Origin of the sequence: Microbacterium memoriense, assembly GCF_025398275.1 — a bacterium.
GTDB classification, from domain to species: domain Bacteria; phylum Actinomycetota; class Actinomycetes; order Actinomycetales; family Microbacteriaceae; genus Microbacterium; species Microbacterium memoriense.
Genome location: NZ_JAODOR010000010.1, coordinates 106,742 through 131,088, shown reverse-complemented (window position 1 = coordinate 131,088; position 24,347 = coordinate 106,742). Strand labels below are relative to the sequence as shown.

The window sequence follows — 24,347 nt, the reverse complement described above, 5'->3', positions numbered from 1 at the left end:
GCGCGATGTCCGCAGATGTGCGCGATCTCCGCATCCATCGGCCGGATTCGGTGCGGAGATGTCGACATTCTGCGGCGTTCGTGCGCGAGGTGAGAGGCGGTCAGTCGGGGGCGACGGTTGCCAGGAGTGCGCCCCGGGCGACCTGGTCGCCGGAGCGGACGGCGAGGTGCACAGTGCCGGAGGTCGTCGCGCGCAGGACGTGTTCCATCTTCATCGCCTCGACGACCAGCACGGCGTCGCCGGCGTCGACGTGCGAGCCGTCCGCGGCAGAAACGAGGACGACGGTTCCCGGCATCGGCGAGCGGAGCTCGGGGGAGGATGCGGCATCCGCCCGCCCGGCACGCGCGATCGCGACGTCGGTGAGCTCTACGGCACGCCCGTCGGCGACGAGCCAGTCCCCGGCGCTGATCACCTGGCGGCGAACGCCGTCGATCACGACCGTCGCCTCAGCGCCCCGCACCGACACGGATGCCGCCATCTCGGCCCCGTCGTCGACGCACACGCGGGCGGCAGACGGCGTTCCCCACACCCGCACGTCGGCGCATCGATCCCCGGCCGCCAGGCGATACCGGGTGGGCGCGGCTGGGCCCAGGCGCCAGCCGTCGGCGCGCCGCCACGGGCCGCCCGGCCGCGGCAGCGCCGCCCAGCGCAGGAGAGCAGCCTCGGCGAACGTGCGGTCCGATACGCGCGCGAACGGCAACGTGTCGAAGACGCGCGCGATCAGCCCGGTGTCGAGGTCGCCCCGCGCGACCCCGGGATCATCGAGAAGCAGCCGCAGGAACTCGACATTGGTCTCGAATCCGAGCACGGCCGTTTCGCCCAGCGCCGCGATCAGGCGGCGGCGTGCCTCGTCGCGGTCGGCGCCCCACGCGATGATCTTCGCGAGCATCGGGTCGTACTGCGTGCTGACGTCGAGGCCCTCGGCCAGCGACGTGTCGACACGCACCCCGTCACCTCGCGGATGCCGCACCGCGAGCGCCCGCCCGCCGGTCGGCAGGAACCCGGCGCGTGGGTCCTCGGCGTAGACGCGCGCCTCCATGCTGTGGCCGGTGAGGGTGACATCTGCCTGCGCGAAGGGCAACGGCTCGCCCGCCGCGATCCGCACCTGGAGTTCCACGAGATCGAGCCCGGTGATCTGCTCGGTGACGGGATGCTCGACCTGCAGGCGCGTGTTCATCTCCAGGAAGAAGAAGTCGTCCGGGCGGTCGCCGGCGACGATGAACTCGACCGTCCCAGCCCCGACGTAGCCGACGCTGCGTGCGGTCTCGCAGGCGGCTTCGCCCATGCGGGCGCGCGCGGCGGCATCCAGCAGGGGAGACGGCGCCTCTTCGATCACCTTCTGGTGTCGTCGCTGCAGGGAGCACTCACGCTCGCCGAGATGCACGACGGTGCCCTCCTGGTCGCCGAGGATCTGCACCTCGATGTGCCGGGGGTGGGAGACGTAGCGTTCCAGGAACAGCGTGTCGTCACCGAAGGATGCCGCAGCCTCACGCCGGGCCGCGGCGAGGGCATCCGGCATCCCGTCGGCCGATTCGACGACGTGCATGCCCTTGCCGCCACCGCCGGCGGACGGCTTGATCAGGACGGGGAAGCCGACCTCGGCCGCGCCGGCGATGAGCGCCGCGTCGGTCAGCCCGGGTACCGCGATGCCGGGGACGGTCGCGACGCCGCGGGCCTCGACGGTGCGCTTCGCGCTGATCTTGTCGCCCATGACGTCGATCGCTTCGGGCGAGGGGCCGATGAACACGATGCCGGCATCGGCGCAGGCGCGGGCGAAGTCCGCGTTCTCGGCGAGGAAGCCGAAGCAGGGGTGGATGGCTTCCGCTCCGCTGCGGCGGGCAGCATCCAGCACCCGATCGATCGCGAGGTAGCTCTCCGCGGCCGGCGCCGGGCCGATTCGGATCGCTTCGTCGGCCAGACGCACGTGGAGCGCGTCGGCGTCGGCGTCGCTGTAAACCGCGATGCTCCGGATGCCGAGGCGTCGGAGCGTGCGGATGATGCGGCAGGCGATCTCGCCGCGACCGTTGATGAGGACGGAATCGAACATCGCGCTCACATCCGGAAGACGCCGTAGCCGGGCGCCGCGTCATCCGCCGCGCGCATGACGACATCGAGCGCGAGCCCGAGCACCTCACGGGTCTCATCCGGGGCGATGATCCCGTCGTCCCAGAGGCGCGCCGTCGAGTAGTACGGGCTGCCCTGCGCGTCGTATTGTGCACGGATCGGCGTCTCGAACGCCGCCTGATCTTCGGTCGACCACTCCTGGCCGGCAGCATCCATCTGATCGCGGCGGACCGTCGAGAGGACGGATGCCGCCTGCGGCCCACCCATCACCGACACGCGCGCGCCGGGCCAGAGCCAGAGGAATCGGGGCGAGTACGCTCGCCCGCACATCGAGTAGGTCCCGGCCCCGAATGAGCCGCCGACGACGACCGTCATCTTGGGTACGCGGGCGCACGCGACGGCGTTCACCATCTTCGCGCCGTGTTTGGCGATGCCGCCCTCTTCGTATTCGCGGCCGACCATGAACCCGGTGATGTTCTGCAGGAACAGCAGGGGGATGCCGCGCTGATCGCACAGCTGGATGAAATGCGCGCCCTTGAGCGCGGACTCCCCGAACAGCACGCCGTTGTTGGCCACGATCCCGACCCGGTGTCCGTGGATGCGGGCGAAGCCGGTCACGAGGGTCGTCCCGTACTCGCTCTTGAACTCGTCGAAGCGGCTTCCGTCGACGATCCGCACGATGATCTCCCGTGCGTCATACGGGGTGGTCAGATCGACCGGAATGATGTCGGCCAGCGGCGTCGTGACGTGCGGCTCGCGGGACTCGTCGGTGGAGGGGACGGCGGGGTGCGGGAGGGTCTCCAGGATGCTGCGGACGATCTGGAGCGCGTGCGCGTCGTCGTCGGCGAGATGGTCGACGACGCCCGAGATGCGGGCGTGCGTGAGACCACCGCCGAGGTCTTCGGCCGAGACGATCTCCCCGGTGGCGGCCTTCACCAGGGGCGGTCCGCCGAGAAAGATCGTGCCCTGGTCCCTCACGATGACCGTCTCGTCGCTCATGGCCGGTACGTAGGCGCCGCCGGCCGTCGACGATCCCATCACCGCCGCGATCTGGGCGATACCGTCGCGAGACATGCGGGCTTGGTTGTAGAAAATGCGGCCGAAGTGGTCGCGATCGGGGAAGACCTCGTCTTGCATCGGAAGGTAGGCGCCGCCGGAGTCGACGAGGTAGACGCACGGCAGCCGGTTTTCGGCCGCGACTTCCTGGGCGCGCAGATGCTTCTTCACCGTCAGTGGGAAGTAGGTGCCACCTTTGACCGTCGCGTCGTTGGCGAGCACCATGACGTGGCATCCGTGGACGAGGCCGATACCGGCGACGACGCCCGCCGCCGGCGCTTCGCCGTCGTAGAGGTCCCACGCGGCGAGCGGCGCGAGCTCGAGAAAGGGGCTGCCGGGGTCGAGCAGTGCGTCGATTCGATCGCGGGCGAGCATTTTGCCGCGGTCGAGGTGACGTCGCCGCGACGATTCCGGGCCGCCGCGCGCCGCGATCGCGCGACGTTCGTCGAGCTCGGTGAGCAGGTCGGTGTAGGCCATCCGGACCTCCTCGTTCGGTTACTGCGCACTAACTGAATTCAGGTTAGTGACCGATAACCGAAATGTCGAGGGGTCAGGCGGGTGCCGCGTCCGGATCGAGCGAGGCCAGGGTGTCGTCTTCGACGGCATTGTCGGCGACGAGCTCGTCCTCGGTCGTCTCATCGCCGCCGAGCGGCGCGTCGTCGGGATCGGTGCGGTCGGTCTCGGGGGTGCTCATGTCTCGAGGCTACGCCCGACCGGCACGCCGTGGGCGAGTTCGCCGAAGACATCGGCGGCACTTTCGAGGCCAGCTTGCCCGCTCGGCGGTGTCAGCGGGCGAGGAGCTCGTCGACCGTCACGCCCGGCAGCGAGAGTGTGACCTCGGTGCCCCAGGGGTCGTGGGTGATGAGCGACGTGCCGTTGTCGGTGAACGCCTGCGCGCGTTCGCGCAGACGCGCCGCGACCGCGTCGAGGTCGGCGCGCGTGGGCACGGTGATCGCCACTTCGCCGAGACCGAGCCGCGCAGCACGCGGGCCCGCGCCGCGGCTGTTCCACACGTTCATCCCGAGGTGGTGGTGGTATCCGCCCGCCGACGCGAACAGGGCCGTCGGCAACGACGACACCGTTGCCTCGAAACCGAGGGTGTCGACGTAGAACGCGCGCGCCGCGCCGATGTCGCCCACCTGCAGGTGCACGTGGCCGACGCGTCCGGCGAGGGCGGGGCCAGCATCCAGTGCGTCCTGGGTGAGGTGGGTGCGGAGGTACTCGTTCGGATCGAGATACAGGGTGTCCATGCTGATCTCGCCGTTGATGTGCTGCCATGTGTCGCGGGCGCGATCGGTGTACAGCTCGATCCCGTTGTTCTCGGGATCGGTGAAGTAGAACGCCTCGCTGACGAGGTGATCGCTCGAACCGGTGAACCGGGTGCGGGCGTCGTGAGCGGCGCGGTAGACGGTCGCCGCGAGGCTCGCTTGCGTGTCGAAGAGGAATGCGGTGTGGAAGAGTCCGGCCTCCCGGGGGTTGACCTCGGGAAGATCCGGTGTGTGGATCAGGCGCATCATCGGCACATCACCACGACCCAGAACGCGATGCACCTCTCGCCCGCGCGTGCGTTCTTCGATCGGGTTCAGCGCGAACGCGTCGCCGTAGTAGCCGCTCATCAGGTCAAGGTCGCCGACGCGGAGCGTCACGGCATCCATCTGCGTGTCAGGGTGGATGACGCGATCGGCGTCGTGGGGGGAGGTCATGGTGCTCCTGTCGTGAACGATATCCACGATAGAAGCCTGCAGACGGGCCGGGCCGTTTTCGGCGGGAATCAGGCCTGCGGGTCGAACCGTCGCGGTGCGTGCGTGCGGGCGGCGAGATCCCGCAGCGACTCGAGGCTGCCGGAGAGGAATCCTGCCGCACGGGCCTGCACGAGCACGTTGCCGAGCGCGGTCGCCTCGACCGGGCCGGCGAGCACTGGCACGCCGGCCCGGTCGGCCGTGCGCTGGCACAGCAGGGCGTTGAGGGCGCCGCCGCCGACGATGTGGATCGTGCGGACATCGATCCCGCCGAGTCGGCCCGCGGTGGCGGTGGCCTCGGCGAACGCCTGCGCGAGCGATTCGACGATCGAGCGGGTGTACTCGGCGCGGCTCTGTGGAGCGCGCACGCCGTGTTCGCTGCACCACGCGTCGATGCGCGCCGGCATGTCGCCGGGCGGGAGGAAGCGGGCGTCGTTGATGTCGAAGACCGGCACGGCGGATGCCGGGACTTCCGCGGCCGAGTCGAGCAAGGTCGGCAGATCGATCGCGTGCCCTTCCTGGCGTTCCCACCCGCGGACGGTCTCGCTGAGCACCCACAGCCCCATGACGTTGTGGAGGAGTCGGACGCGCCCGTCGACGCCGCCTTCGTTCGTGAAGTTCGCCGCGAGCGCGTCGGGGGTGAGCACCGGGCGCTCGACCTCCACGCCGACCAGACCCCACGTGCCGCACGAGATGTAGGCCGCGGCATCCGCCTGCATCGGGATGGCGACGACCGCCGAGGCCGTGTCGTGCGAGCCGACGGCGACCACGGGCGCCTGTCCACCGAGCGATGCGGCGACCTCGGGGCGGAGTGCGCCGAGCACCTCGCCGGGCGCGATGAGCGGGGGGAGGATGTCGCGGGGGACACCGAGCCGCTCGATCAGGCTGTCGTCCCACGCGTGGTCGAGCCACCGCAGGAGCCCGGTCGTCGAGGCGTTCGTCAGTTCGGCGCGGGCGCTGCCGGTGAGCCAGAACCCCAGCAGGTCGGGGATCATGAGCGCGGTGTCGCCGGCATTCACCAGGAACGGATCTTCCGCGGCGAACTGATAGAGCGTGTTGAACGGCAGGAACTGCAGGCCGTTGCGCGCGAACAGCTCGGCGTGCGGCAGGTGCGCGTGGACGGCGGCGACGCCGCGCGCCGTGCGCTCGTCGCGATAGTGGAACGGCGTGCCGAGGAGGCGCCCGGCGCGAAGCAGCCCGTAGTCCACGGCCCACGAGTCGATCCCGATGCTCGCGATCGCCGGCTCCGCGCGGAATGCCTCACGGAGACCGGCGAGGGCCGCGCTGTACAGCCCGAGCACATTCCAGTGCAGGTCGTCGCCGAGGCGGATCGGGTCGTTGGCGAACCGCGCGACTGTTGTGGTCTCGAGCGTGTCCGGGCCGACGCGCCCGACGATGACCCGACCGCTTGTCGCCCCGAGGTCGACGGCGGCGACGGAGCCCGCCGGGATCATGCCCGTTCCTGCCCTGTCGCATGGGCGCTGGTGCGGGAGAGTGCTCGTGTGGCGGATGAGGCGGTCCGGGCGCTGCGCGCCATACGACCGAGCGCGATCATCGCAGGAAGGCGGCCGCGACGCCGGAATCGACCGGGATGTGCAGCCCCGTCGTGCGGGTGAGTTCCGGACCCGTGAGGACGTAGACGGCATCCGCCACGTTCTCGGGGACGACCTCGCGCTTGAGGATCGTGCGGTTCGCGTAGAACTGGCCGAGGTCCTTCTCCTCGACGCCGTAGGTCGCGGCGCGGTTGGCGCCCCAGCCGGCGGCGAAGATGCCCGACCCGCGCACCACGCCGTCGGGGTTGATGCCGTTGACCTTCACGCCGTGCTCGCCGAGTTCGACCGCGAGCAGGCGCACCTGGTGGGCCTGGTCGGCCTTGGTCGCCGAGTACGCGATGTTGTTGGGCCCGGCGAAGACGGAGTTCTTCGACGAGATGTAGATCACGTCGCCGCCCATCTTCTGCTCGATGAGGGCCTTTGCGGCCGCCTTGCTGACGAGGAACGAACCCTTCGCCATCACGTCGTGCTGCAGGTCCCAGTCCTTTTCGGTCGTCTCGAGCAGAGGCTTCGACAGCGAGAGCCCCGCGTTGTTGACGACGAGATCGATGCCGCCGAAAGCGAGCACGGTCGCGTCGATCGCGGCCTGCACAGCATCCGCGTCGGCGACATTCGCGGCGACGCCGATGGCCACGTCGGGCCCGCCCAACTCGGCGGCGGTGGCCTGCGCCTTCTCGAGGTCGAGGTCCGCGACGACGACACACGCGCCTTCCGCGGCGAGCCTCGTCGCGATGGCCTTCCCGATACCGGAGGCCGCGCCCGTGACGAACGCGATGCGGCCCTGGTGGGTCTTGGGCTTCGGCATCCGCTGCAGCTTCGCCTCTTCGAGCGCCCAGTATTCGATGCGGAACTTCTCCGCGTCGGAGATCGGCGCGTACGTCGACAGCGACTCAGCGCCGCGCATGACGTTGATCGCGTTGACGTAGAACTCGCCCGCGACGCGCGCGGTCTGCTTGTTCGCGCCGTAGCTGAACATGCCGACGCCCGGGATGAGCACGATCAGCGGATCGGCGCCGCGGATCGCGGGGCTTTCGGCGGTCGCGTGTGCGTCGTAATACGCCTGGTAGTCGGCGCGGTACTCGGCGTGCAGTTCCTGCAGGCGCGCGATCTGTTCCTCGACGGATGCCGTGGCCGGCAGGTCGAGGATCAGCGGCTTGACCTTGGTGCGGAGGAAATGGTCGGGGCAGCTGGTTCCGAGGGTCGCGAGGCGCGGGGCTTCGGTGGCGGCGAGGAAATCGAGGACGACGTCCGCATCGGTGAAATGGCCCACCATCGGCTTGTCCGTCGACGCGATGCCGCGGATGGTCGGCGCGAGGGCCGCGGCGCGGGCACGCCGGTCGGCCTCGGGGAGAGCCTCGAAACCGGGGCGGACGCTGCCGAACGGCTCGGCCGTGCCGTGCTCGGCGAGATACGCGGCGGCGGTGTCGATGATCCAGGACGAGTTCCGCTCGGCCTCGTCGGATGTGTCGCCCCACGCCGTGATGCCGTGTCCACCGAGGATGCAGCCGACGGCCTGCGGGTTCTGCGCCTTGATCTCGGCGATGTCGAGCCCGAGCTGGAAGCCAGGACGACGCCAGGGCACCCAGACGACGGTGTCGCCGAAGATCTGCGTGGTCAGCGCCGGACCGTCGGCCGCGGTCGCGATCGCAATCCCGCTGTCGGGATGCAGGTGGTCGACGTGTGCGGCATCCACGAGCCCGTGCATCGCCGTGTCGATCGAGGGGGCAGCGCCGCCCTTGCCGTGCAGACAGTAGTCGAACGCGGCGACCATCTCGTCTTCGCGGTCGACGCCGGGGTAGACGTTCACGAGCGCGCGCATGCGGTCGAGCCGCAGCACCGCGAGGCCTTCGGGCTTCAGGGTGCCGAGGTCGCCACCCGAGCCCTTGACCCAGAGCAGCTCGACCGGCTCGCCCGTGACGGGGTCGGTCTCGGTGCCTTTGGCGGACGTATTGCCGCCGGCGTAGTTGGTGTTCTTCGGGTCGGCGCCGAGGCGGTTGCTGCGCGCGATGAGTTCAGCAGCGGTGGGGTTCGTCATGGTGTCTCTCGTCTCGTGACATCTGCGGGGTCGGGAAGGCCGGCGAACCGGGCTCAGGCGCCCCAGCCCGCCTGGGTGCCGCCGACGCGGGCGGCCTCGATGGTGGACTGGTATCCGGATGCCGCGAACGCGGCCATCGGGTCGGCCGGCAGGCCGCGGCGCTCGCGCCATTCGGCGAGAGCGGGGCGCACGTCGGTGTAGAAGGCATCCATGAACACCGCCTGCGCACCCAGGACGTCGTTCGCCGTGCGCGCCGCCGCGAGAGCGTCGTGGTCGAGGAGCAGCGCTCGCGCAGTCATCTCCTGCACGTTGAGCACCGAGCGGATCTGTCCCGGGATCTTCGCCTCGACGTTGTGGCACTGGTCGAGCATGAAGGCCACGTCGGGGTTGTTCAGCCCCCCGCCGCGGATGACCTCGACGATGATGCGGAACAGCTGGAACGGGTCAGCCGCGCCGACGATGAGGTCGTCGTCTGCGTAGAACCGCGAGTTGAAGTCGAACGAGCCGAGCTTCCCGAGGCGCAGCAGCTGCATCACGATGAACTCGATGTTCGTGCCGGGGGCGTGGTGTCCCGTGTCGAGGCAGACCATTGCGCGGTCGCCGAGCGTGGCCACCTGCGCGTAGGACGTTCCCCAGTCGGGAACATCGGTGTGGTAGAACGACGGCTCGAAGAACTTGTACTCGAGAACGAGTCGCTGCTCACCGGAGAGGCGCTCGTAGATCTGACGCAACGAGTCGTTCAGACGGTCCTGTCGTGCGCGCATGTCCATCTGGCCGGGGTAGTTGGAGCCCTCGGCGAGCCAGATCTTCAGGTCGCGCGAACCCGTGGCATCCATCACGTCGATGCACTCGAGGTGGTGGTCGATCGCCTTGCGTCGGATGCGGTCGTCCTCGTGCGTCAGGGCGCCGAACTTGTAGTCCTCGTCCTGGAACGTGTTGGAGTTGATCGTGCCGAGCGCGACGCCGAGGTCTTCCGCGTGAGCGCGCAGCGCGCTGTAGTCGTCGACCTTGTCCCACGGGATGTGCAGGGCCACCGACGGTGCGAGGCCGGTGACGCGGTTGACTTCGGCGGCATCCGCGACCTTCTCGAACACGTCGCGCGGCGTGCCTTCGGTCGTCCAGACGCGGAACCGGGTGCCCGAGTTGCCGAAGGCCCAGCTGGGGAGCTCGATGCCCTGCTGCTCGAGGGTGGCGGTGATGTCAGGGGTGAGGATGCTCACGATCGGTCGCTTTCATGGTCGGCGCTGGCGGAGCCCGTCAGCTGGTCGTGCAGGTTGAAGACTTCGGTGAGGCCCGTGTCGGTCTGGTCGGGCCGGCCGTCGAGGCCCACGAAGAACTCGGCCATCGACGCTTCCCAGCGGGCGGCGACCTCGGAGGCTGCGAGATAGGCCTGCGCGGCCGCGTCGTCGTCGGTTTCGTAGTAGCCGAACAGGCGCCCGCCCGCACCGAGGAAGATCGAATAGTTGCGGCGACCGGATGCGGCGATCTCGGCCAGCATCTCCGGCCACACCGGGCTATGGCGGGCGATGTAGTCGTCGATGCGGTCGGGGGAGACCTGCAGTTCGAACGCGACGCGGGGCATGTCACTCCTCTGTGAGGCTCGCGCGGGTGGAGCACCGTGAAACGATCCAGATATGAATCGTTTCAAACTGTAGTGTGAGATGCGGAACCCGTCAAGAGCAATGGAGCAGAGTCGGTGAGCAGTCAGTGTCAGTGAGCATCAAGGACGTCGCAGCCGCGGCATCCGTGTCGGTCGGCACGGTCTCGAACGTGCTGAACCGGCGCGACAAGGTCTCGCCCGCGACCGTCGAACGCGTCCAGGCAGCGATCGATGAACTCGGATTCGTCCGCAACGACGCCGCCCGCCAGCTGCGCGCCGGCCGGAGCCGCAGCATCGGACTGATCGTGCTCGACAGTGCCAACCCCTTCTTCGCCGAGGTCGCGCGCGGCGCGGAGGAGCGCGCTGCCGCAGCCGGGATCTCGGTGCTCCTCGGCAACAGCGACCAGGACCCGGCGCGCGAGGGCGCGTACCTCGACCTCTTCCGAGAGCAGCGCGTGAACGGCGTGCTGCTCACCCCGCACGACCTGAACGCGGCCATCCTGACCGATGCCGGCATCCCGCTCGTCCTCGTCGACGGTGAGCTGCCCGGCGGCGAAGTGCCCTCGGTCGCGGTCGACGACATCGAAGGCGGGCAGCTCGCGGTCGCGCACCTGCTGGCGCAGGGGCGGCGGCGGATCGCGTTCGTCGGAGGACCCCTCGCCATTCGGCAGGTCGCCGATCGCCTCGAAGGCGCGCGTCGAGCGCTCGCGGAGGTGTCGGGAGCGACGCTCGAGGTCATCGAGCTCGATGCGCTGACCGTGCTGCGGGGCCGCGAGGCTGGGGAAGCGATCGCCGCTCGGCCGACCGACGCGCGACCGGATGCCGTGTTCTGCGCCAACGACCTGCTCGCCGTCGGGGTGCTCCAGGGGACGGCGATCCTCGGGGGCATTCGCGTCCCGCAGGATCTCGCGCTCATCGGCTACGACGACATCGACTTCGCCCAGTCGACGGTCGTGCCGCTCTCGTCGGTGCGCCAACCTGCGCGTGAGATCGGTGCGAGTGCCGTCGACCTGCTCTTCGACGCGCTCGCCGACCCGACCTCGCCCCCACGCCATGTGCGCTTCCGACCGCAACTGGTCGTGCGTGCATCCACCGTCCTCTAAGACCCGGAGTCTCTCTGTGATCCGTATCTCCCTGCACGACGGGTGGACCATCGCCCGCAAGCTCGCCGCGTTCGAGAGCCGCGACGGTGTCCCCGCGCCGGTCCCCGTCGCCGTGCCGCACGACGCCCTGCGCGATCTGCCGCGCTCGCCGGACAACGAAGGCGGTGTGCACTCCGGCTACATTCCGGGGGGTGTCTTCGAGTACGCCCGCGACCTCGAGGTGCCGGCCGAGTGGGCCGAGAAGACCGTGCTGCTGGAGTTCGAAGGCGTCTACCGTGACGCCGTCGTCTACATCAACGGCGCGTTCGCCGCGCACGAGCCGAACGGCTACGCCGCGTTCACGGTCGAGGCCGACGCGTTCCTCCACTTCGGCGAGACCAACACGGTCACGGTCGAGGCGCGGGCCCATCGCGACAGCCGCTGGTACACCGGCGCGGGCATCTACCGCCCCGTGCACCTCATCGTCGCCGATCCGGTCCACCTCGCCCTCGACGGAACCACGGTCGTCGCGAACGACATCGACCCGGAGCGCGCGATCGTCGAGATCGCCACCCGCGTCGAGAACACGACGCGGCACACGCGCACGCTGCGGCTCGCCTGGCAGATCGTCGCCCCGGACGGCACGGTTGCCGCGGAGGCCGACGCGCCCGTGACGGTGCTGCCGGGGGGCGAGGCCACCGCGCGCGTGCGTGTTCCGGTCGCCGAGCCCGCGCTCTGGGGACCCGACAACCCGGTGCGGTACGAGGCACGGATGACCCTCCGCGACGGGGACGCGGTGATCGACGAGGATGCCGTGGCCTTCGGCATCCGGCGGCTGCAGCTCGACGGCGTGCACGGTCTCCGGGTCAACGGCCAGACCGTCGACCTGCGCGGAGCGTGCGTGCACCACGACAACGGGCCGCTCGGTGCGATCACGCATCCGGATGCCGAGGACCGCAAAGTGCGCCTGCTCAAGGAGGGCGGGTTCAACGCGATCCGCAGCGCCCACAACCCCGCGAGCCGGGCACTGCTGGAGGCGTGCGACCGGCACGGCGTGCTCGTCATGGATGAGCTCAGCGACGTGTGGACCCGCGCGAAGACGGTGTTCGACGCGTCGGTGGGGTTCGATAAGAAGTGGGAGAACGACGTCGCGGCGCTCGTCCTGAAGGACCGCAATCACCCGAGTGTGGTCCTGTATTCGATCGGCAACGAGATCCTCGAGCTCGGCACTCCGCACGGCGCGACCTGGAGCCGCCGCATCGCGGAGGAGTTCCGCCGCCTCGACCCGACACGTTTCATCACGAACGGCATCAACGGGATCCTGGCGAACATGGACAAGATGGCCGAGGTCCTGGGGGACCTCGCCGAGGCCGATCCCAACACGATGATGGCCGGCATGGGCGAGCAGATGGCGGCATCCAACGCGTCGGAGCTCGTCACCCGCTCGACGGAAGAATCCGCGGCCGTGCTCGACGTCGTCGGCTTCAACTACGCCGATTCGCGCTACGAGCTCGACGGTGAGCTGTTCCCGAACCGCATCATCGTGGGCTCCGAGACGTTCCCCGATCGCATCGCAGATCTCTGGCGCGACGTGCAGCGCTTCCCGTATGTGATCGGCGACTTCACCTGGACCGGCTTCGACTACATCGGCGAGGCGGGCATCGGGCGGGTCGAGTACACGGATGTCGAGGGCTATCGTTCCACCGGCACGGCCGGTCCGTTCCCGTACCTGTTGGCCCAGTGCGGCGACATCGACATCACCGGGCACCGGACGCCCGCCTCGCTCTACCGCGAGATCGCGTTCGGGCTGTCGGCTGGCCCCGCTCTCGCCGTGCACCGCCCCGAGCACCACGGGAGGCCCGTCGAGAAGACGCCGTGGTCGTGGGATGACGCCGTCGCCTCGTGGAGCTGGGGCGCCGAGCCCGGGTCGCCGGTCACGGTCGATGTCTATGCCGATGCCGACGAGATCGAACTGCTCCTCGACGGACGCTCGCTGGGTGTGGCGCCGGTCGGCGCGCCGCGTCCGCTGATCGCCCGCTTCGAGACCGAGTACGAGCCGGGTGAACTCGTCGCGATCGCGCGGCGCGGCGGCGCCGAGATCGGCCGCTCGGCACTCCGGACGGCGGGTGAGATTGCGCTCCGCGCGACCGCGGAAGCGTCGACGGTGGATGCTGCGGCCGGCCTCGCGTACATCCCGATCACGCTGACGGATGCTGCCGGAATCGCGGTGTGCGACCGCGACCTCGAGGTGACCGTGACGCTGACGGGTCCCGGCGTGCTCGCCGGCCTCGGCTCGGGGCGTGCGCGCACGCTCGAATCGTTCGCGGGCCCGACCCGCAGGACCCACGACGGGCGGCTTCTCGCGATCGTCCGGGCTACGGCATCCGGCACGATCACGCTGACTGCGACGGCCGAGGGCTACGCACCCGCCGTCGTCGAGGTGCGCGCCGGCTGACGTGCTTGTGTGGGCGCGTATGCCCACTTTCGGCGCTGCGGGGGCAGGTGTGGTCGCATCCTCGCGAGGTTGCGGCACGAAGTGCCCCCTCAAGCCAAGAGGGGATGCCGGGGGTCAGCGGCGAGCGGGCTCGGGGAGGCTGATCGGGGTCGTCCCGGCAACCTCGTCGCTGAACTCCTCGGGTGCGACCACGTCGATCGGGCGCGTCTCGTCGAGCGACAGCGCGAAGCGGCGGCTTTCGTGACGGTGGAGGCGGCCCGAGATCAGCAGCCATCCGAAGCCGATCGCGAAGGCCACGGCGGCGGCGACGGCGCCCAGCAGGATCGCCGCCCGGGGACCGAACTCGCCGGCGACCCAGCCGACGATCGGCGCGCCGAGCGGGGTGCCGCCCATCAGGATCGCCATGTACAGCGCCAACACACGTCCACGGAGCGCGGGGTCGGTCGTGGTCTGCACGTATCCGTTGGCGGTGGTGAGGGTCGTGACGACCGCGAACCCGGTGAACATGAGCGTGAGGGCATAGAGCCAGTAGTTCGGCATGAACGCCGAGACGACTCCGGCGACGGCGAACAGTCCGGTGCCGACGATCACGAGGCGGATGCGGGCACGATCGCGTCGCGCCGCGAGTAGCGCCCCGGCCAGTGACCCGATCGCGAGGATCGAGCTCAGGAGCCCGTAGCCGTCGGCGCCCTGGCCGAATTCCAGAGCCATCGTGGAAGCGAAGATGGGGAAGTTCATGCCGAATGCGCCGAGAAGGAAGACCATCGCGAACGTGACCACGAGGTCAGGGCGTCCACCGACATAGCGGAACCCGTCCGCCAGGCGTGAGGCGCCGGAGGCCCGGACGCGCGGGATGAGCTCGTCTTGGCGGATCAGAGTGAGCGCGAAGATCATCGCGAGGAAGGTCACGGCGTTGATCAGGAAGACCCAGCCGGTGCCGACGGCGACGATGACGATTCCGGCGACGGCGGGGCCGATCATCCGCGCCCCGTTGAAGGATGCCGCGTTCAGCGCGACGGCGTTCGACGCGTTCTCGCGGTCGACGAGATCGGAGACGAACGCCTGCCGTGTCGGGTTGTCGAACGCGGCGATGAGGCCGAGGCCGAGCGCGAACGCGTACATCATCGGCAGGGTCATGACGCCGCTGAGGATCAGGATGCCGATCGCCGCGCCCAGGAGAAGCAGCGCCGCCTGCGTCAGCATGAGGAGCCGCCGCCGGTCGAATCGGTCGGCGACCCACCCGGTGACGCTCACGAGGAGGAGCGGCGGCGCGAACTGGAGCGCCATCGTGATGCCCATCGCGCCGGCGTCGTTGTCGGTCAGTTGGGTCAGGACGACCCAACTGAGGGCGGTCGCCTGCATCCACGCGCCGACGTTGGAGACGAGTGCGCCGATGAACCAGACGCGGTAATTGAAGACGGAGAAGGAGCGGAACATCGGCGTCACCGGGCCGCCACCTCCCGCATGAGGGCAGCGGCGTCGTGCAACGTGCCGCGCTGCTGGGGAGTGAGGCTGTCGAGCGCCGCCTCCAGCCATGAGTCCCGGCGGCGGACCGTCTCCTCGACCACGTCGCGTCCCTCGGGAGTCAGCGCGATGTTGACCTTGCGGCGATCGACGTCGTCCGGAGTCCGGGTGAGATACCCCGACTCCTCGAGGCAGTTCACGGTGCGGTTCATCGACGGCGCTGTGACGCGCTCGCGTTCGGCGAGATCGCGGAGCGTGTGGGCGCCGTGCACTTTGAGGGCCGCGAGGACGGCGAACTGCCCGTCGCTCATCGAGTCGACGGCGCGCTCGGCCCGGAGGCGCCGCGCGAGGCGAAAGGTCGCCATGCGCAGTTCGGATGCTTCAGAAGTCAGATCGGGAGTACTCATACAGATACTTAGCATAGCTCATTAGCCCTGCTAAGGATCTGTCGGTGGATCAGTCCGCGCGGTCACCGACCGGCGTGGACTCCTCCTCCTCGCGCTTGCCATTGCTCAGCGACAGCGTCGCGACGAGGCCCAGAGTCAGGAACCCCGCCGCGGTGAACGCGGACCAGCGCGTGCCCTCCGAGAAGGCGGCGCGGGCATCCGCGGCCGTCTGGCCCGTCGGATCCGCCTGGTCGAGACCCGCGATCGCGCCGCCCGCACTGTCGACGACGGCCGACACGACCTGGTCGCGCTCGGCGGGTTCGACGCCTCGGTCATCGAGGCGTGCGCCGAGGATCCCGGCTGTGCTCGTGAACAGCACGGTGCCCAGGATCGCGACGCCGAGTGCCGAGCCGAGCTGGCGCGCGGTGGACTGCGTTCCGGACCCCTGCCCGCTCTCGGCGACCGGCACATCGGAGAGGACGACGCCGGTCAGTTGCGCCGTGGCGAGCCCCACGCCGAATCCGTAGACGAACAGGAACGGCAGCAGCACACCCCACATCGTGTCGGGGGCGATGACGAACCCGAGTCCGGCGACACCGACGATCTCCGCGGCGATGCCCACTCGCACGATCGTCACCGGGCGCACCCGGCCGCTGAACGCGCCGGCGAATCCACTCGCCACGAACGATCCGACCGCGAGGGCGAGGAGGACGAATCCGGTCTGCAGAGCGTCGAAGCCGATGACGAACTGCAGCCAGAGGGGGAGGGAGAGGATGATGCCGAACTCGCCGAGCGAAACGACGAGCGCGGCGATGTTGCCGCTCCGGAACGACGAGATCCGGAACAGCGAGAAGGCCACGAGCGTGCTGCGCCCCTGGCGCTGTCGATGCAGTCCCCACGTCATGAAGGCGACGAGTCCGAGGGCCGCGACCGCGAAGGCGAACGGAATCGGAGAGATCGCCCACGGCCAGGTCCAGTCGCCGATCGTGGGCGCCGTCGCGGTCGTCCACCACCCGTATGTGCGGCCCTCGATCAGGGCGAAGACGAGCGCGGCGCTCGTGATCACGGAGAGGACGGCGCCGATCTTGTCGACGCGTCGTGCGTTCTCATCGCGTGATTCTGCGACCGCCCAGAGCACCCCGACGATGATGATGACGGCGAGGGGGACATTGATCCCGAAGGCCCAACGCCACGAGTAGGACGTCGTCAACCATCCGCCGAGGAGTGGCCCGACAGCGGCCATGCCGCCGATCGTGGAGCCCCAGACGGCGAAGGCGATGCCGCGCTCTCGGCCGCGGAAGGTGGCGTTGATCAGCGACAGGGTCGTCGGCAGCACCATTGCACCGCCGATGCCCTGCACGAGCCGCGCGGCGATGAGCGCGGCGCCGGTGGGTGCGAGTGCGGCAACCACCGACGAGAGCGCGAAGATCGTGACGCCGATCAGCAGCATCCGACGTCTGCCGAAGCGGTCGGCGAGGGTGCCGAAGACCAGGAGGAGGGCCGCGAAGACCAGGGTGTAGGCCTCCTGTACCCACTGCACCTGGGTCGAGGTGATGGCGAGTTCGTCGACAATGGACGGGATCGCGACGTTCACGATCGTCGAGTCCACGATGATCAGCGAGACCGCGATCGAGATGAAGACCAGACCGAACCAGCGCCGGCGGGCGGACATGTCCATGTAGTTAGCTTATCTAGCTATTTTCGGATCGTTACCCCCTTTCCTTCGTGCTCTACACTCGCGGTCATGCCCGAGTTCACTGACGCGCACGGCGTCGCGATCGTCTACGACGTCCATCCCGCCGCTTCGCCACGGGCCGTCATCCAACTCCTCCACGGTGTGGGGGAGCACGCGGGGCGCTACGCCGCACTGATCGAGCGTCTCGTCGCCGACGGATACACCGTGTACGCCGACGACCACCGCGGACACGGACGGACCGGGGTGCGTCAGCACGACGGCGAGCTCTCGAAGCTCGGCCGGCTGGGCCCCGGCGGACATCGCGCGGCGGTCGCCGCGGTCTGGCAGTTCACGCAGATCATCCGCGCCGAGAACCCGGACGTGCCACTGGTCATTCTCGGCCACTCGTGGGGCTCGTTCCTCACCCAGATCCTCGTGAACGACCATCCGGACGCGTACGACGCGGTCGTCCTGAGCGGCTCGTCGCTACGCTGGCCCGGCTCGCTCAACTCCGGCGACCTCAACAAGCCGTGGAAGGCACCGGATGCCCTCGGCACCGAATGGCTGTCGTCCGACCCCGCGGTGCACCGCGCGTTCCTCGATGATCCGCTGACGACCTCGACCCCCCTGCCGGAGCTGTTCGGGCCGCTCGACGTCCTCCGCCTGATCGGCAAGCCGCGCAAGGACCTCGGTGTGGACCTGCCGCTGCTCCTGATGGTCGGCCGCGATGACACGGTGGGTGGCCCGCGGAGTGTCCACCGCCTCGCCGACGCCTACCGCACTCGCTCGGGACTCACCGACATCACGACCCTCGTCTACCCGGGCGCGCGCCACGAGATCTTCAACGAGACGATGGCCGGCGATGTCTTCGCCGATCTCCTCGCCTGGCTCGACGCACGATTTCCCGCGCGGGACTGAACCGTGTCACGCCCGCGCAAATAATCCCGCCCGCGGCGGAAGACCCCGGCATCCCCCCCACCCCCGCCCCGCGTACGCGACCTCGAGCCGGCCTGGGCGGTGCGCAGCTGGGGCGTCATCCGGATCGTCGTGAGCGGCGGCAGGAAACGGATGACGTTCCCGTACGTCCCGCAGGTGACCACGATCACGCCCTCGGCGATGCAGGCCTTGGCGACGGATGCGGCGAGCGCGGCATCCGGTTCGCCCGTGTCCGCGACGACGAACTCGACGGCCACCATCGCGCCCCGGCATCGCGCCTAGACGCTCAGAGGCGCCCGAGGGCGCGCATCGTCGGGGCCGTCACAACGCCGAGCTCACGCCAGAGTGCATACGCGTCGTCATACCGGTCGGTGAGCGCCGGATCCGGGTCCACCGTAGGGCCCGACCGCACGAACCGCTCGATCGACTCGGGGCCGGGAAGCACCCCCGCCCCGCAGGCGGCGAGGACCGCGGCCCCCAGCGCCGCGCCCGGGTGGTCGACTACCGTGCCCAGCGGCGCACCGAGCACACTGGCGTGGATCTGCTTCCACAGCAGCGACGTGGCCCCGCCGTCCGTGACGACCGCCCGTTCCAGCGCCAGGCCACGGTCGCGGAAGGACTCCGCGTTGTGACGGAAGGCGAACGCGACGCCCTCCAACCCAGCCCGGTAGAGGTCCGCGCGCGTGTGCCCGAGATGGAAACCGGCGAAGACGCCGCGCAGCTCGGGATCGTTCAGCGGCGTCTTCTCGCCGAGGAAGTAGGGCAGACAGAGCACCTCACCGGCCCCGCGCCCGGCGGCCTCGGCGTCCATGGCGGCCAGGTCCTCGATACCGAGCGCGCCCTGCACCCAGCGCACGAGGCTGCCGCTGGTCGCCATGCAGCCGTTCGGCAGGTATCGCCCGGCGATCGGGTGCTCGTCGAGGAAGAACCGCTCATCCGTGACGGGCTCGGGGCTGACCACGAGGATGTCCCCCGCCCCGCCGAGCTTTATCAGCCAGTCCCCGGGCGCCGACAGTCCCGCGCCGAACGCCGAAAGGACATGGTCCGCACCGCCGGCCACCAGGGGCAGTCCGGCCGGGAGACCGAGCAGGGCACTGCCCTCGACGCTCAGTTCACCGACCACGTCGCCGCCTGTCACCGGCGACGCGAGCCGTGACCCGATCTCCGGAAGGGCGCGCAGGACCGGCTCGTAGGGCAGCGCGGCCAGATCGAACAACCCGGACTCGATCGCCCAGTTGCGCTCGACGTGCACGCGCGCGCCGAGCGCGACCAGCAACCAGTCGTACGACCCCATCACCGCCGCCGTCCGCCGCCACGCGTCGGGTTCGTGCCGCGCCAGCCACCGCAACTTCGGCGCGACAGACTGCTGACTGACCGGTGACCCGGTGCGCGCGAGCGTGTCCGCGGCCCGTAGACCACCGGCCAGCTCGGTCACCTCGAGCGCGGCGCGGGTGTCGTTCTGCAGGATCGCCGGGCGCACCGGGATGCCCGCCGCGTCGACGGCGACCACCGCCGGCACCATGCCGCTCGTCGCGATCGCCGCGATGCGGTGCGCGCCGATCCCGCGCACGACCTCCCGCACCGCGCCCGCCGCGTTCGAAAGCCACATTGCGGGATCGGCCTCGGCCCAGCCCGGATGCGGAGAGTGCAGCCGGTTGCTGCGGCTCGCCTGGGCGACGATGCCGCGGTCGGGATCGAGTACAGCCGCCTTGACGGCGGTCGTGCCGATGTCGATACCGATCGTGAATGCGGCCGTCACCCCTTGGCCGCCGCGACGAAACGACGCGCGCGATCGGGATCGACGGGGTTCCAGGTTTCACCGTCGACCTTCAACGACGAACCGACGATGCAACCGTCGGCGATCGCCAGCATCTCCGCGATCGTCTCCGCCCGTGCGCCGGTGTTCAGCAGCACGGGGACCTCGTCCGGCACGGCATCGCGGACCTCGCGGAGCGTGGACACGTCGGGCCCGGCACCCGCCATCGGGCCGGAGACGAGGATGCCGTCGGCGAGGGACGACACCACGGTCGAGCGCGCTACCTGTGCGGGCGTGCGCGTTCCCAGCGGGGAGGCGAACTCGGGCGTCACGTTCATCAGCACGGCCAGGCCGTGTGCGTCGAGCCGGCGGCGCTCGCGCAGGGTGGTTGCGGCATCCGTGTTCCACAAGCCCATGTCGGACTCCCAGACGCCCGTGACGACCTCGCGCAGGAACGATGCTCCGGTCGCGACCGCGGTCGCCAGCGCGATCCGCGGGTCCCAGAGGAAGTCGACGCCGAAGGGGATCGACGTCGGGCGGCACTCCGTGACGACCCGACTCATCACTGCCGCCGATTCCGGCCCGGCGTGCAGCTGATAGGGCCGATCATTCTCGTTGCAGAACATCACGGCGTCGAAACCGGCGTCGACGAGGATGCCGACGTCCCGATGGACGTGCTCGACGAGGGCGTCGACGCCGCCCTGGGCGTCGTAGAGCGGGGTGCCGGGCAGCGCGGGGACGTGCGCCATGGCGATGAGGGGCTTGTCGACACCGGGGAATGCCGAGCGGAACAATGAGGGCATGGAAACTCCAGAGAACAGGTGATGGCTATCGGGGTCAGACGTCCGTGGCCCGCACCGGCGGGGGGACAAGGATGGTGTCGGCACCGGCGGCCGCGGCTGCACGGACGGTGAGGTCGGCGTCGGCGGCGTCGGTGACGAGGGCGGACACCCGCGTGAGCGGGGCAATGTTGACCAGGTGGACACGGCCGAGCTTGGTGGAGTCCACGCCGACGATCAGCCGGGAACTCGCCGCGATGGCGGCGCGCTTCACGCTCGCCTCCTGGGGGTGGTATTCGGTGAGCCCGTGCTCGGCGTCCACGCCGGCGACGCCGATGACGAACGTGTCGCAGTTGTAGCGTGCGAAGGTCGCCTCGGCGTCCGTCCCCACGAGGCTCATCTCGCCCGACCGCAGCCGCCCGCCGGTGAGGATGATGGTGGTCCCCTCGTCGTCGGCGAGTGTCGAGGCGACCAAGATCGAGGGTGTCACGACGGTCAGGCTGAGCCCCCTGCCGCGGATGGCGCGGGCGACCGCACCCACCGTCGATCCTCCGTCGAGGGCGACCGTCTCGCCGGGACGCAGCAAATCCGCGATGCGCTCGGCGATGTGCATCTTGGATTCGACGGCCGTCCCGGCGCGCAGACCGTACGACGGCTCGAAGGCGGTGCCGGTCAGGGCGATGGCGCCGCCGGAGATCCGGCGCACGACGCCCGCCTGCTGCAGCGTCTCGATGTCGCGCCGGATCGTCATCTCGCTGACATCGAACTCGGTGGCGAGCTGGGCGAACAGCACCTCGCCGTTTCGCACCACCCGCTCCTCGATCCGGGCGCGGCGTTCGCGCGCATCCATCACAGCCACCTTCCGTCGGCCGGCGCGCCCGCCGTCCGCGCGACGAGCGTGTCGTAGTCAGCCTGCTGCTGGATGAGCGCGGCCTCAACGTCCAGCGTGCGCACCACGCGATCGGTCATGAGCCACCGCCCATCGACCATGCTGTGGCTGACCGAGGCTCCGCTGACGCCGTAGACGAGCGCCGCCTCCAGGCTCTGCGCACCGACCGGCCCGCGCGGGATCTCGGCGAGTGGGACCGCGATCAGATCGGCGACCGCGCCGACGGCGATCAGACCGTCGTCGGCACCGCCGTCGAGCGCACGGTGCCCGTTGACCGTGGCGATCCCGAGGATCTCGCGGGGGCTGACGTTGTTCGGGGACCGCGAGGTGAAGGCGGCGAGCTTGCCCAGCATTCGCATCTCCTCGAACAGGTCCACGTTCGTGTTGTTGCAGACGTTGTCGCTTCCGAGCGTCACCGTCACGCCGGCGTCGAGCGCCGCGCGCACGGGTGCCGCCGGAACCCCCGACTGCATGGCGACCGAGGGGATGACGGCCATCGCGGCACGGGTGCCGGCCAGCAACGGCAGCTGGTCGACGGGGACGGTGTTGCAGTGGGCGAGGATCGTGGGCACGTCCAGCATCCCCATCTCGGCCATGACCTCCAGCGCCGGCCGCCCGTACGCCTCCTGGCACAGCGCGTCCTCCTCACCGGATGTCGAGAAGTGCACGTGCAGTCCGACGCCCAATCGGCGGGCGAGGTCGCGCTCGGCGCGCATGGCCTCGACCTGGTTGTCGACGAAGTACGCGTGCGGACCGACCCACCCGCGGACCACCCGGGACACCCCGGCCATGGACTCCGCGAACCGGGTGGCCTCGGCGAGTTCCCGTGCTCGCGCGTCGTCATCGCCGAGCTCGACGATGCCCCATCCGATCGCCGCCCGCAGGCCCGACCGCATCACCGTGGGTGCGATGTCGTCGGCGTAGAAGTACTGGTCCGCGAAAGCCGTCACACCGTGCCGGATGAAATCCGCGCAGCTGACCGCCACCGAGGCGGGCACGAGATCGGGGGTGAGGTGCGCCTCGCGGGTACGTAGCACCTCGAGGTAGCCCTCCATGCACAGGAGCGAATGCCCCTGCGCGACGCCCCGCATGAGGGACATCGGCGTGTGCGCGTGGGTGTTGACCAGTCCGGGCATCAGCAGGGACGCGCCGAGGTCGGCGACGTCCGGGCCGGCCGGCCGCGCACCCCGCAGCGGCGAGACGGCGCTGATCCTGCCGTCCGAGATCTCGACGACGCCCGGCTCCAGGGCGTCTCCGGTGCCGGTCCAGACGAGGTCGGCCACGATGAGGCGGGGAGTGGTGGAGGTCATGCGTCGGCCTTTCCGCCGGCCATCAAAGCGCCGAGACGCTCCCGGTCGACGTCGTCTCGGGGGAAGGGACCGACCAAAGTGCCGTCGTACATGACGGCGACCCGGTCGGAGAGGGCGAGGATCTCATCGAGCTCGGTGGACACGAGGAGCACGCCGCTGCCCTCGGCCCGCGCCGCGGACAGGGCGCGGTGCACGAACTCGATCGATCCGACATCCAGGCCGCGGGTGGGCTGGTTCGCGAGGACGACCTCAGGCCGGCCCGAGAGCTCGCGCCCGATCACGACCTTCTGCAGATTGCCACCCGAGAGCGACCCGACCGGGCGGTCGGGTGCAGCCCCGCGGACCTCGTAGTCGGCGATGATCTGCTCTGCGAAGCGTCGGCGGGCGCCACGGCGGATGAGGCCCGCACGGCTGAACCGGGCGGAACGGTAGGCGGTCGAGGCGGCGTTCTCCTCGAGCGTGGCCTGCAGGTTCAGACCGACCTGCATCCGGTCCCCTGCGATGTGGGCGATCCCGGCGCGGCGGGTGGCGGCCGGGTCGGCATCGGTGAGGTCCGTGTCGCGCATCCGGACGGCGCCGCCCTCGAGGCGCCGCAATCCCGCCAGCGCATCAATCAGTTCGTCCTGTCCGTTACCGCTGACCCCGGCGATGCCGAGGATCTCGCGTTCGCGAAGTTGGAGATGCACGTCCTTGAGCCCGGGGGTCCCGTCGGCTGAGGGCGCGACCCGCGCCTCCCGCACCTCCAGCAGCACATCACCGGCCGCATCCGGGGCGCGATCTGCGGTGAGCAGGACGTCGCGACCGACCATGAGCCGGGCGAGTTCCGCGTCGTCCGCCTCGCCGCGGACCAGATTCCCGACGACCCGACCACGGCGCATCACGATGATGCGGTCGGCGATCGCGCGCACCTCGGGAAGCTTGTGCGAGATGAACACGACGGACCTCCCGCTCGCGGCGAGGCGGCGCACCATCACGAGCAGGTCGTCTGCCTCCTGCGGGGTCAGCACCGCCGTGGGTTCGTCGAGGATGAGCAGTCGCGCCTCGGCGGCGAGCGCCTTCAGGATCTCGACGCGCTGCTGCGCACCGATCGGCAGGTCGCGCACCCGCGCGGCCGGATCGATCACGAGCCCCGTCTCGGCGGCGAGCTCCGCCACCCGGCGTCGCGCGCCCCGGTCGTCGTAGAGTCCGCGGCGACGCGGCTCCCGCCCGAGCAACACGTTCTGGGCGACCGAGAAGCTCGGCACGAGCTCGAAATGCTGGTGCACCATGCCGAGCCCGAACGCGATCGCGTCCTGCTGGTCGCGGATCTCCACAGGTCGGCCATCGATCAGGATTTGCCCCGCGTCGGGATGGTGCACCCCGAAGAGCAGATTCATCAGCGTGCTCTTACCGGTTCCGTTCTCGCCGATGATGGCGACGACCTCCCCTGGCGCGACCTCGAGCGAGACGTCCGCCACCGCCAGCACACCGGACGCGGCGAAGTACTTCCGCATCCCGCGCATCTCCAACCGGGGCGGGGTCTCGCTCGAGGTCTCGATCATCGTGAGAGGTCCTTGTCGTCGTTCGGG

General features: G+C 70.0%; 19 protein-coding genes and 1 pseudogene. 3 read left to right on the top strand and 17 right to left on the bottom strand.

Annotated elements, in window-relative coordinates:
• Positions 1-100 precede the first annotated feature (100 nt).
• The 8 genes from N4R40_RS08845 to N4R40_RS08810 all read right to left on the bottom strand — a co-directional run bounded on the left by N4R40_RS08845 (position 101) and on the right by N4R40_RS08810 (position 10,029).
• Complete coding sequence (locus N4R40_RS08845) at positions 101-2,047, bottom strand: acetyl/propionyl/methylcrotonyl-CoA carboxylase subunit alpha (RefSeq protein ID WP_261606999.1); 1,947 nt, start codon at positions 2,045-2,047, stop codon at positions 101-103.
• Between the two features lie 5 nt (positions 2,048-2,052).
• On the bottom strand, positions 2,053-3,597 hold the full coding sequence (locus tag N4R40_RS08840; protein WP_261606998.1) for a carboxyl transferase domain-containing protein: 1,545 nt from the start codon (positions 3,595-3,597) through the stop codon (positions 2,053-2,055).
• A gap of 73 nt (positions 3,598-3,670) precedes the next feature.
• The gene (locus N4R40_RS08835; protein WP_261606997.1) at positions 3,671-3,814 is read right to left on the bottom strand and encodes a hypothetical protein; all 144 of its coding nucleotides are present in this window, start codon (positions 3,812-3,814) and stop codon (positions 3,671-3,673) included.
• Between the two features lie 91 nt (positions 3,815-3,905).
• The gene (locus tag N4R40_RS08830; protein WP_261606996.1) at positions 3,906-4,823 is read right to left on the bottom strand and encodes a VOC family protein; all 918 of its coding nucleotides are present in this window, start codon (positions 4,821-4,823) and stop codon (positions 3,906-3,908) included.
• Between the two features lie 68 nt (positions 4,824-4,891).
• Positions 4,892-6,313, bottom strand: a complete 1,422-nt coding sequence (locus N4R40_RS08825; RefSeq protein WP_261606995.1) for a rhamnulokinase — start codon at positions 6,311-6,313, stop codon at positions 4,892-4,894.
• Between the two features lie 97 nt (positions 6,314-6,410).
• On the bottom strand, positions 6,411-8,447 hold the full coding sequence (locus N4R40_RS08820; protein ID WP_261606994.1) for a bifunctional aldolase/short-chain dehydrogenase: 2,037 nt from the start codon (positions 8,445-8,447) through the stop codon (positions 6,411-6,413).
• A 53-nt stretch (positions 8,448-8,500) separates the two neighbouring features.
• A complete protein-coding gene (gene rhaI / locus N4R40_RS08815; protein WP_261606993.1) occupies positions 8,501-9,667 on the bottom strand; it encodes an L-rhamnose isomerase in 1,167 nt (388 codons plus the stop codon).
• A complete protein-coding gene (locus N4R40_RS08810; RefSeq protein WP_261606992.1) occupies positions 9,664-10,029 on the bottom strand; it encodes an L-rhamnose mutarotase in 366 nt (121 codons plus the stop codon). The genes rhaI and N4R40_RS08810 overlap by 4 nt, the downstream gene beginning before the upstream one ends.
• A 125-nt stretch (positions 10,030-10,154) precedes the next feature.
• Between N4R40_RS08810 and N4R40_RS08805 the strand changes: the two genes are divergently transcribed.
• Entirely contained in the window at positions 10,155-11,150 is a 996-nt protein-coding gene (locus tag N4R40_RS08805) for a LacI family DNA-binding transcriptional regulator (protein WP_261606991.1), read from the top strand.
• Between the two features lie 16 nt (positions 11,151-11,166).
• On the top strand, positions 11,167-13,584 hold the full coding sequence (locus tag N4R40_RS08800; RefSeq protein WP_261606990.1) for a glycoside hydrolase family 2 TIM barrel-domain containing protein: 2,418 nt from the start codon (positions 11,167-11,169) through the stop codon (positions 13,582-13,584).
• A 114-nt stretch (positions 13,585-13,698) separates the two neighbouring features.
• On the opposite strand, the gene N4R40_RS08795 is transcribed toward N4R40_RS08800, so the two are convergent.
• Genes N4R40_RS08795 through N4R40_RS08785 form a run of 3 tightly spaced genes read right to left on the bottom strand, consistent with a single transcriptional unit; the run spans position 13,699 to position 17,112 of the window.
• Complete coding sequence (locus N4R40_RS08795; RefSeq protein ID WP_261607121.1) at positions 13,699-15,021, bottom strand: MFS transporter; 1,323 nt, start codon at positions 15,019-15,021, stop codon at positions 13,699-13,701.
• 5 nt (positions 15,022-15,026) lie between these two features.
• A complete protein-coding gene (locus tag N4R40_RS08790) occupies positions 15,027-15,455 on the bottom strand; it encodes a MarR family winged helix-turn-helix transcriptional regulator (RefSeq protein WP_261606989.1) in 429 nt (142 codons plus the stop codon).
• Between the two features lie 49 nt (positions 15,456-15,504).
• Positions 15,505-17,112, bottom strand: coding sequence for a DHA2 family efflux MFS transporter permease subunit (locus tag N4R40_RS08785; protein ID WP_261606988.1), 1,608 nt, complete (start codon positions 17,110-17,112; stop codon positions 15,505-15,507).
• A 66-nt stretch (positions 17,113-17,178) separates the two neighbouring features.
• Between N4R40_RS08785 and N4R40_RS08780 the strand changes: the two genes are divergently transcribed.
• Complete coding sequence (locus N4R40_RS08780) at positions 17,179-18,027, top strand: lysophospholipase (protein ID WP_261606987.1); 849 nt, start codon at positions 17,179-17,181, stop codon at positions 18,025-18,027.
• Positions 18,028-18,155: 128 nt separating this feature from the next.
• On the opposite strand, the pseudogene N4R40_RS08775 reads toward N4R40_RS08780, so the two are convergent.
• The 6 genes and pseudogenes from N4R40_RS08775 to N4R40_RS08750 form a co-directional block, all read right to left on the bottom strand.
• Positions 18,156-18,320: pseudogene (locus tag N4R40_RS08775) on the bottom strand (4-aminobutyrate--2-oxoglutarate transaminase); the annotation flags it as partial.
• Positions 18,321-18,331: 11 nt separating this feature from the next.
• Positions 18,332-19,804: an FGGY family carbohydrate kinase gene (locus N4R40_RS08770; RefSeq protein WP_261606986.1), complete on the bottom strand. Its 1,473-nt coding sequence runs from the start codon at positions 19,802-19,804 to the stop codon at positions 18,332-18,334.
• The gene (locus N4R40_RS08765; RefSeq protein ID WP_053547078.1) at positions 19,801-20,604 is read right to left on the bottom strand and encodes a BtpA/SgcQ family protein; all 804 of its coding nucleotides are present in this window, start codon (positions 20,602-20,604) and stop codon (positions 19,801-19,803) included. Before N4R40_RS08765 ends, N4R40_RS08770 begins: the two co-directional genes overlap by 4 nt.
• 34 nt (positions 20,605-20,638) lie before the next feature.
• Positions 20,639-21,430 (bottom strand): DeoR/GlpR family DNA-binding transcription regulator, encoded by a 792-nt coding sequence (locus tag N4R40_RS08760; RefSeq protein WP_053547079.1) that lies wholly within the window; start codon positions 21,428-21,430, stop codon positions 20,639-20,641.
• Positions 21,430-22,779 carry an amidohydrolase family protein gene (locus N4R40_RS08755; protein ID WP_236967222.1) on the bottom strand — a complete coding sequence of 450 codons (1,350 nt, stop codon included), beginning with the start codon at positions 22,777-22,779 and terminating at the stop codon, positions 21,430-21,432. The genes N4R40_RS08760 and N4R40_RS08755 overlap by 1 nt, the downstream gene beginning before the upstream one ends.
• Positions 22,776-24,320 carry an ABC transporter ATP-binding protein gene (locus N4R40_RS08750; protein WP_261606985.1) on the bottom strand — a complete coding sequence of 515 codons (1,545 nt, stop codon included), beginning with the start codon at positions 24,318-24,320 and terminating at the stop codon, positions 22,776-22,778. Before N4R40_RS08750 ends, N4R40_RS08755 begins: the two co-directional genes overlap by 4 nt.
• Positions 24,321-24,347 lie beyond the last annotated feature (27 nt).

Excerpts from the sequence above, each read along its gene's own strand:
- N4R40_RS08765 (WP_053547078.1), bottom strand. The coding sequence starts at position 20,604 with ATGCCCTCATTGTTCCGCTCGGCATTCCCCGGTGTCGACAAGCCCCTC.
- N4R40_RS08810 (WP_261606992.1), bottom strand. The coding sequence starts at position 10,029 with ATGCCCCGCGTCGCGTTCGAACTGCAGGTCTCCCCCGACCGCATCGAC.
- N4R40_RS08750 (WP_261606985.1), bottom strand. The coding sequence starts at position 24,320 with ATGATCGAGACCTCGAGCGAGACCCCGCCCCGGTTGGAGATGCGCGGG.
- N4R40_RS08755 (WP_236967222.1), bottom strand. The coding sequence starts at position 22,779 with ATGACCTCCACCACTCCCCGCCTCATCGTGGCCGACCTCGTCTGGACC.
- N4R40_RS08795 (WP_261607121.1), bottom strand. The coding sequence starts at position 15,021 with ATGTTCCGCTCCTTCTCCGTCTTCAATTACCGCGTCTGGTTCATCGGC.
- N4R40_RS08820 (WP_261606994.1), bottom strand. The coding sequence starts at position 8,447 with ATGACGAACCCCACCGCTGCTGAACTCATCGCGCGCAGCAACCGCCTC.
- N4R40_RS08840 (WP_261606998.1), bottom strand. The coding sequence starts at position 3,597 with ATGGCCTACACCGACCTGCTCACCGAGCTCGACGAACGTCGCGCGATC.
- N4R40_RS08790 (WP_261606989.1), bottom strand. The coding sequence starts at position 15,455 with ATGAGTACTCCCGATCTGACTTCTGAAGCATCCGAACTGCGCATGGCG.
- N4R40_RS08785 (WP_261606988.1), bottom strand. The coding sequence starts at position 17,112 with ATGGACATGTCCGCCCGCCGGCGCTGGTTCGGTCTGGTCTTCATCTCG.
- N4R40_RS08845 (WP_261606999.1), bottom strand. The coding sequence starts at position 2,047 with ATGTTCGATTCCGTCCTCATCAACGGTCGCGGCGAGATCGCCTGCCGC.
- N4R40_RS08825 (WP_261606995.1), bottom strand. The coding sequence starts at position 6,313 with ATGATCCCGGCGGGCTCCGTCGCCGCCGTCGACCTCGGGGCGACAAGC.
- N4R40_RS08760 (WP_053547079.1), bottom strand. The coding sequence starts at position 21,430 with ATGGATGCGCGCGAACGCCGCGCCCGGATCGAGGAGCGGGTGGTGCGA.
- N4R40_RS08835 (WP_261606997.1), bottom strand. The coding sequence starts at position 3,814 with ATGAGCACCCCCGAGACCGACCGCACCGATCCCGACGACGCGCCGCTC.
- N4R40_RS08780 (WP_261606987.1), top strand. The coding sequence starts at position 17,179 with ATGCCCGAGTTCACTGACGCGCACGGCGTCGCGATCGTCTACGACGTC.
- N4R40_RS08830 (WP_261606996.1), bottom strand. The coding sequence starts at position 4,823 with ATGACCTCCCCCCACGACGCCGATCGCGTCATCCACCCTGACACGCAG.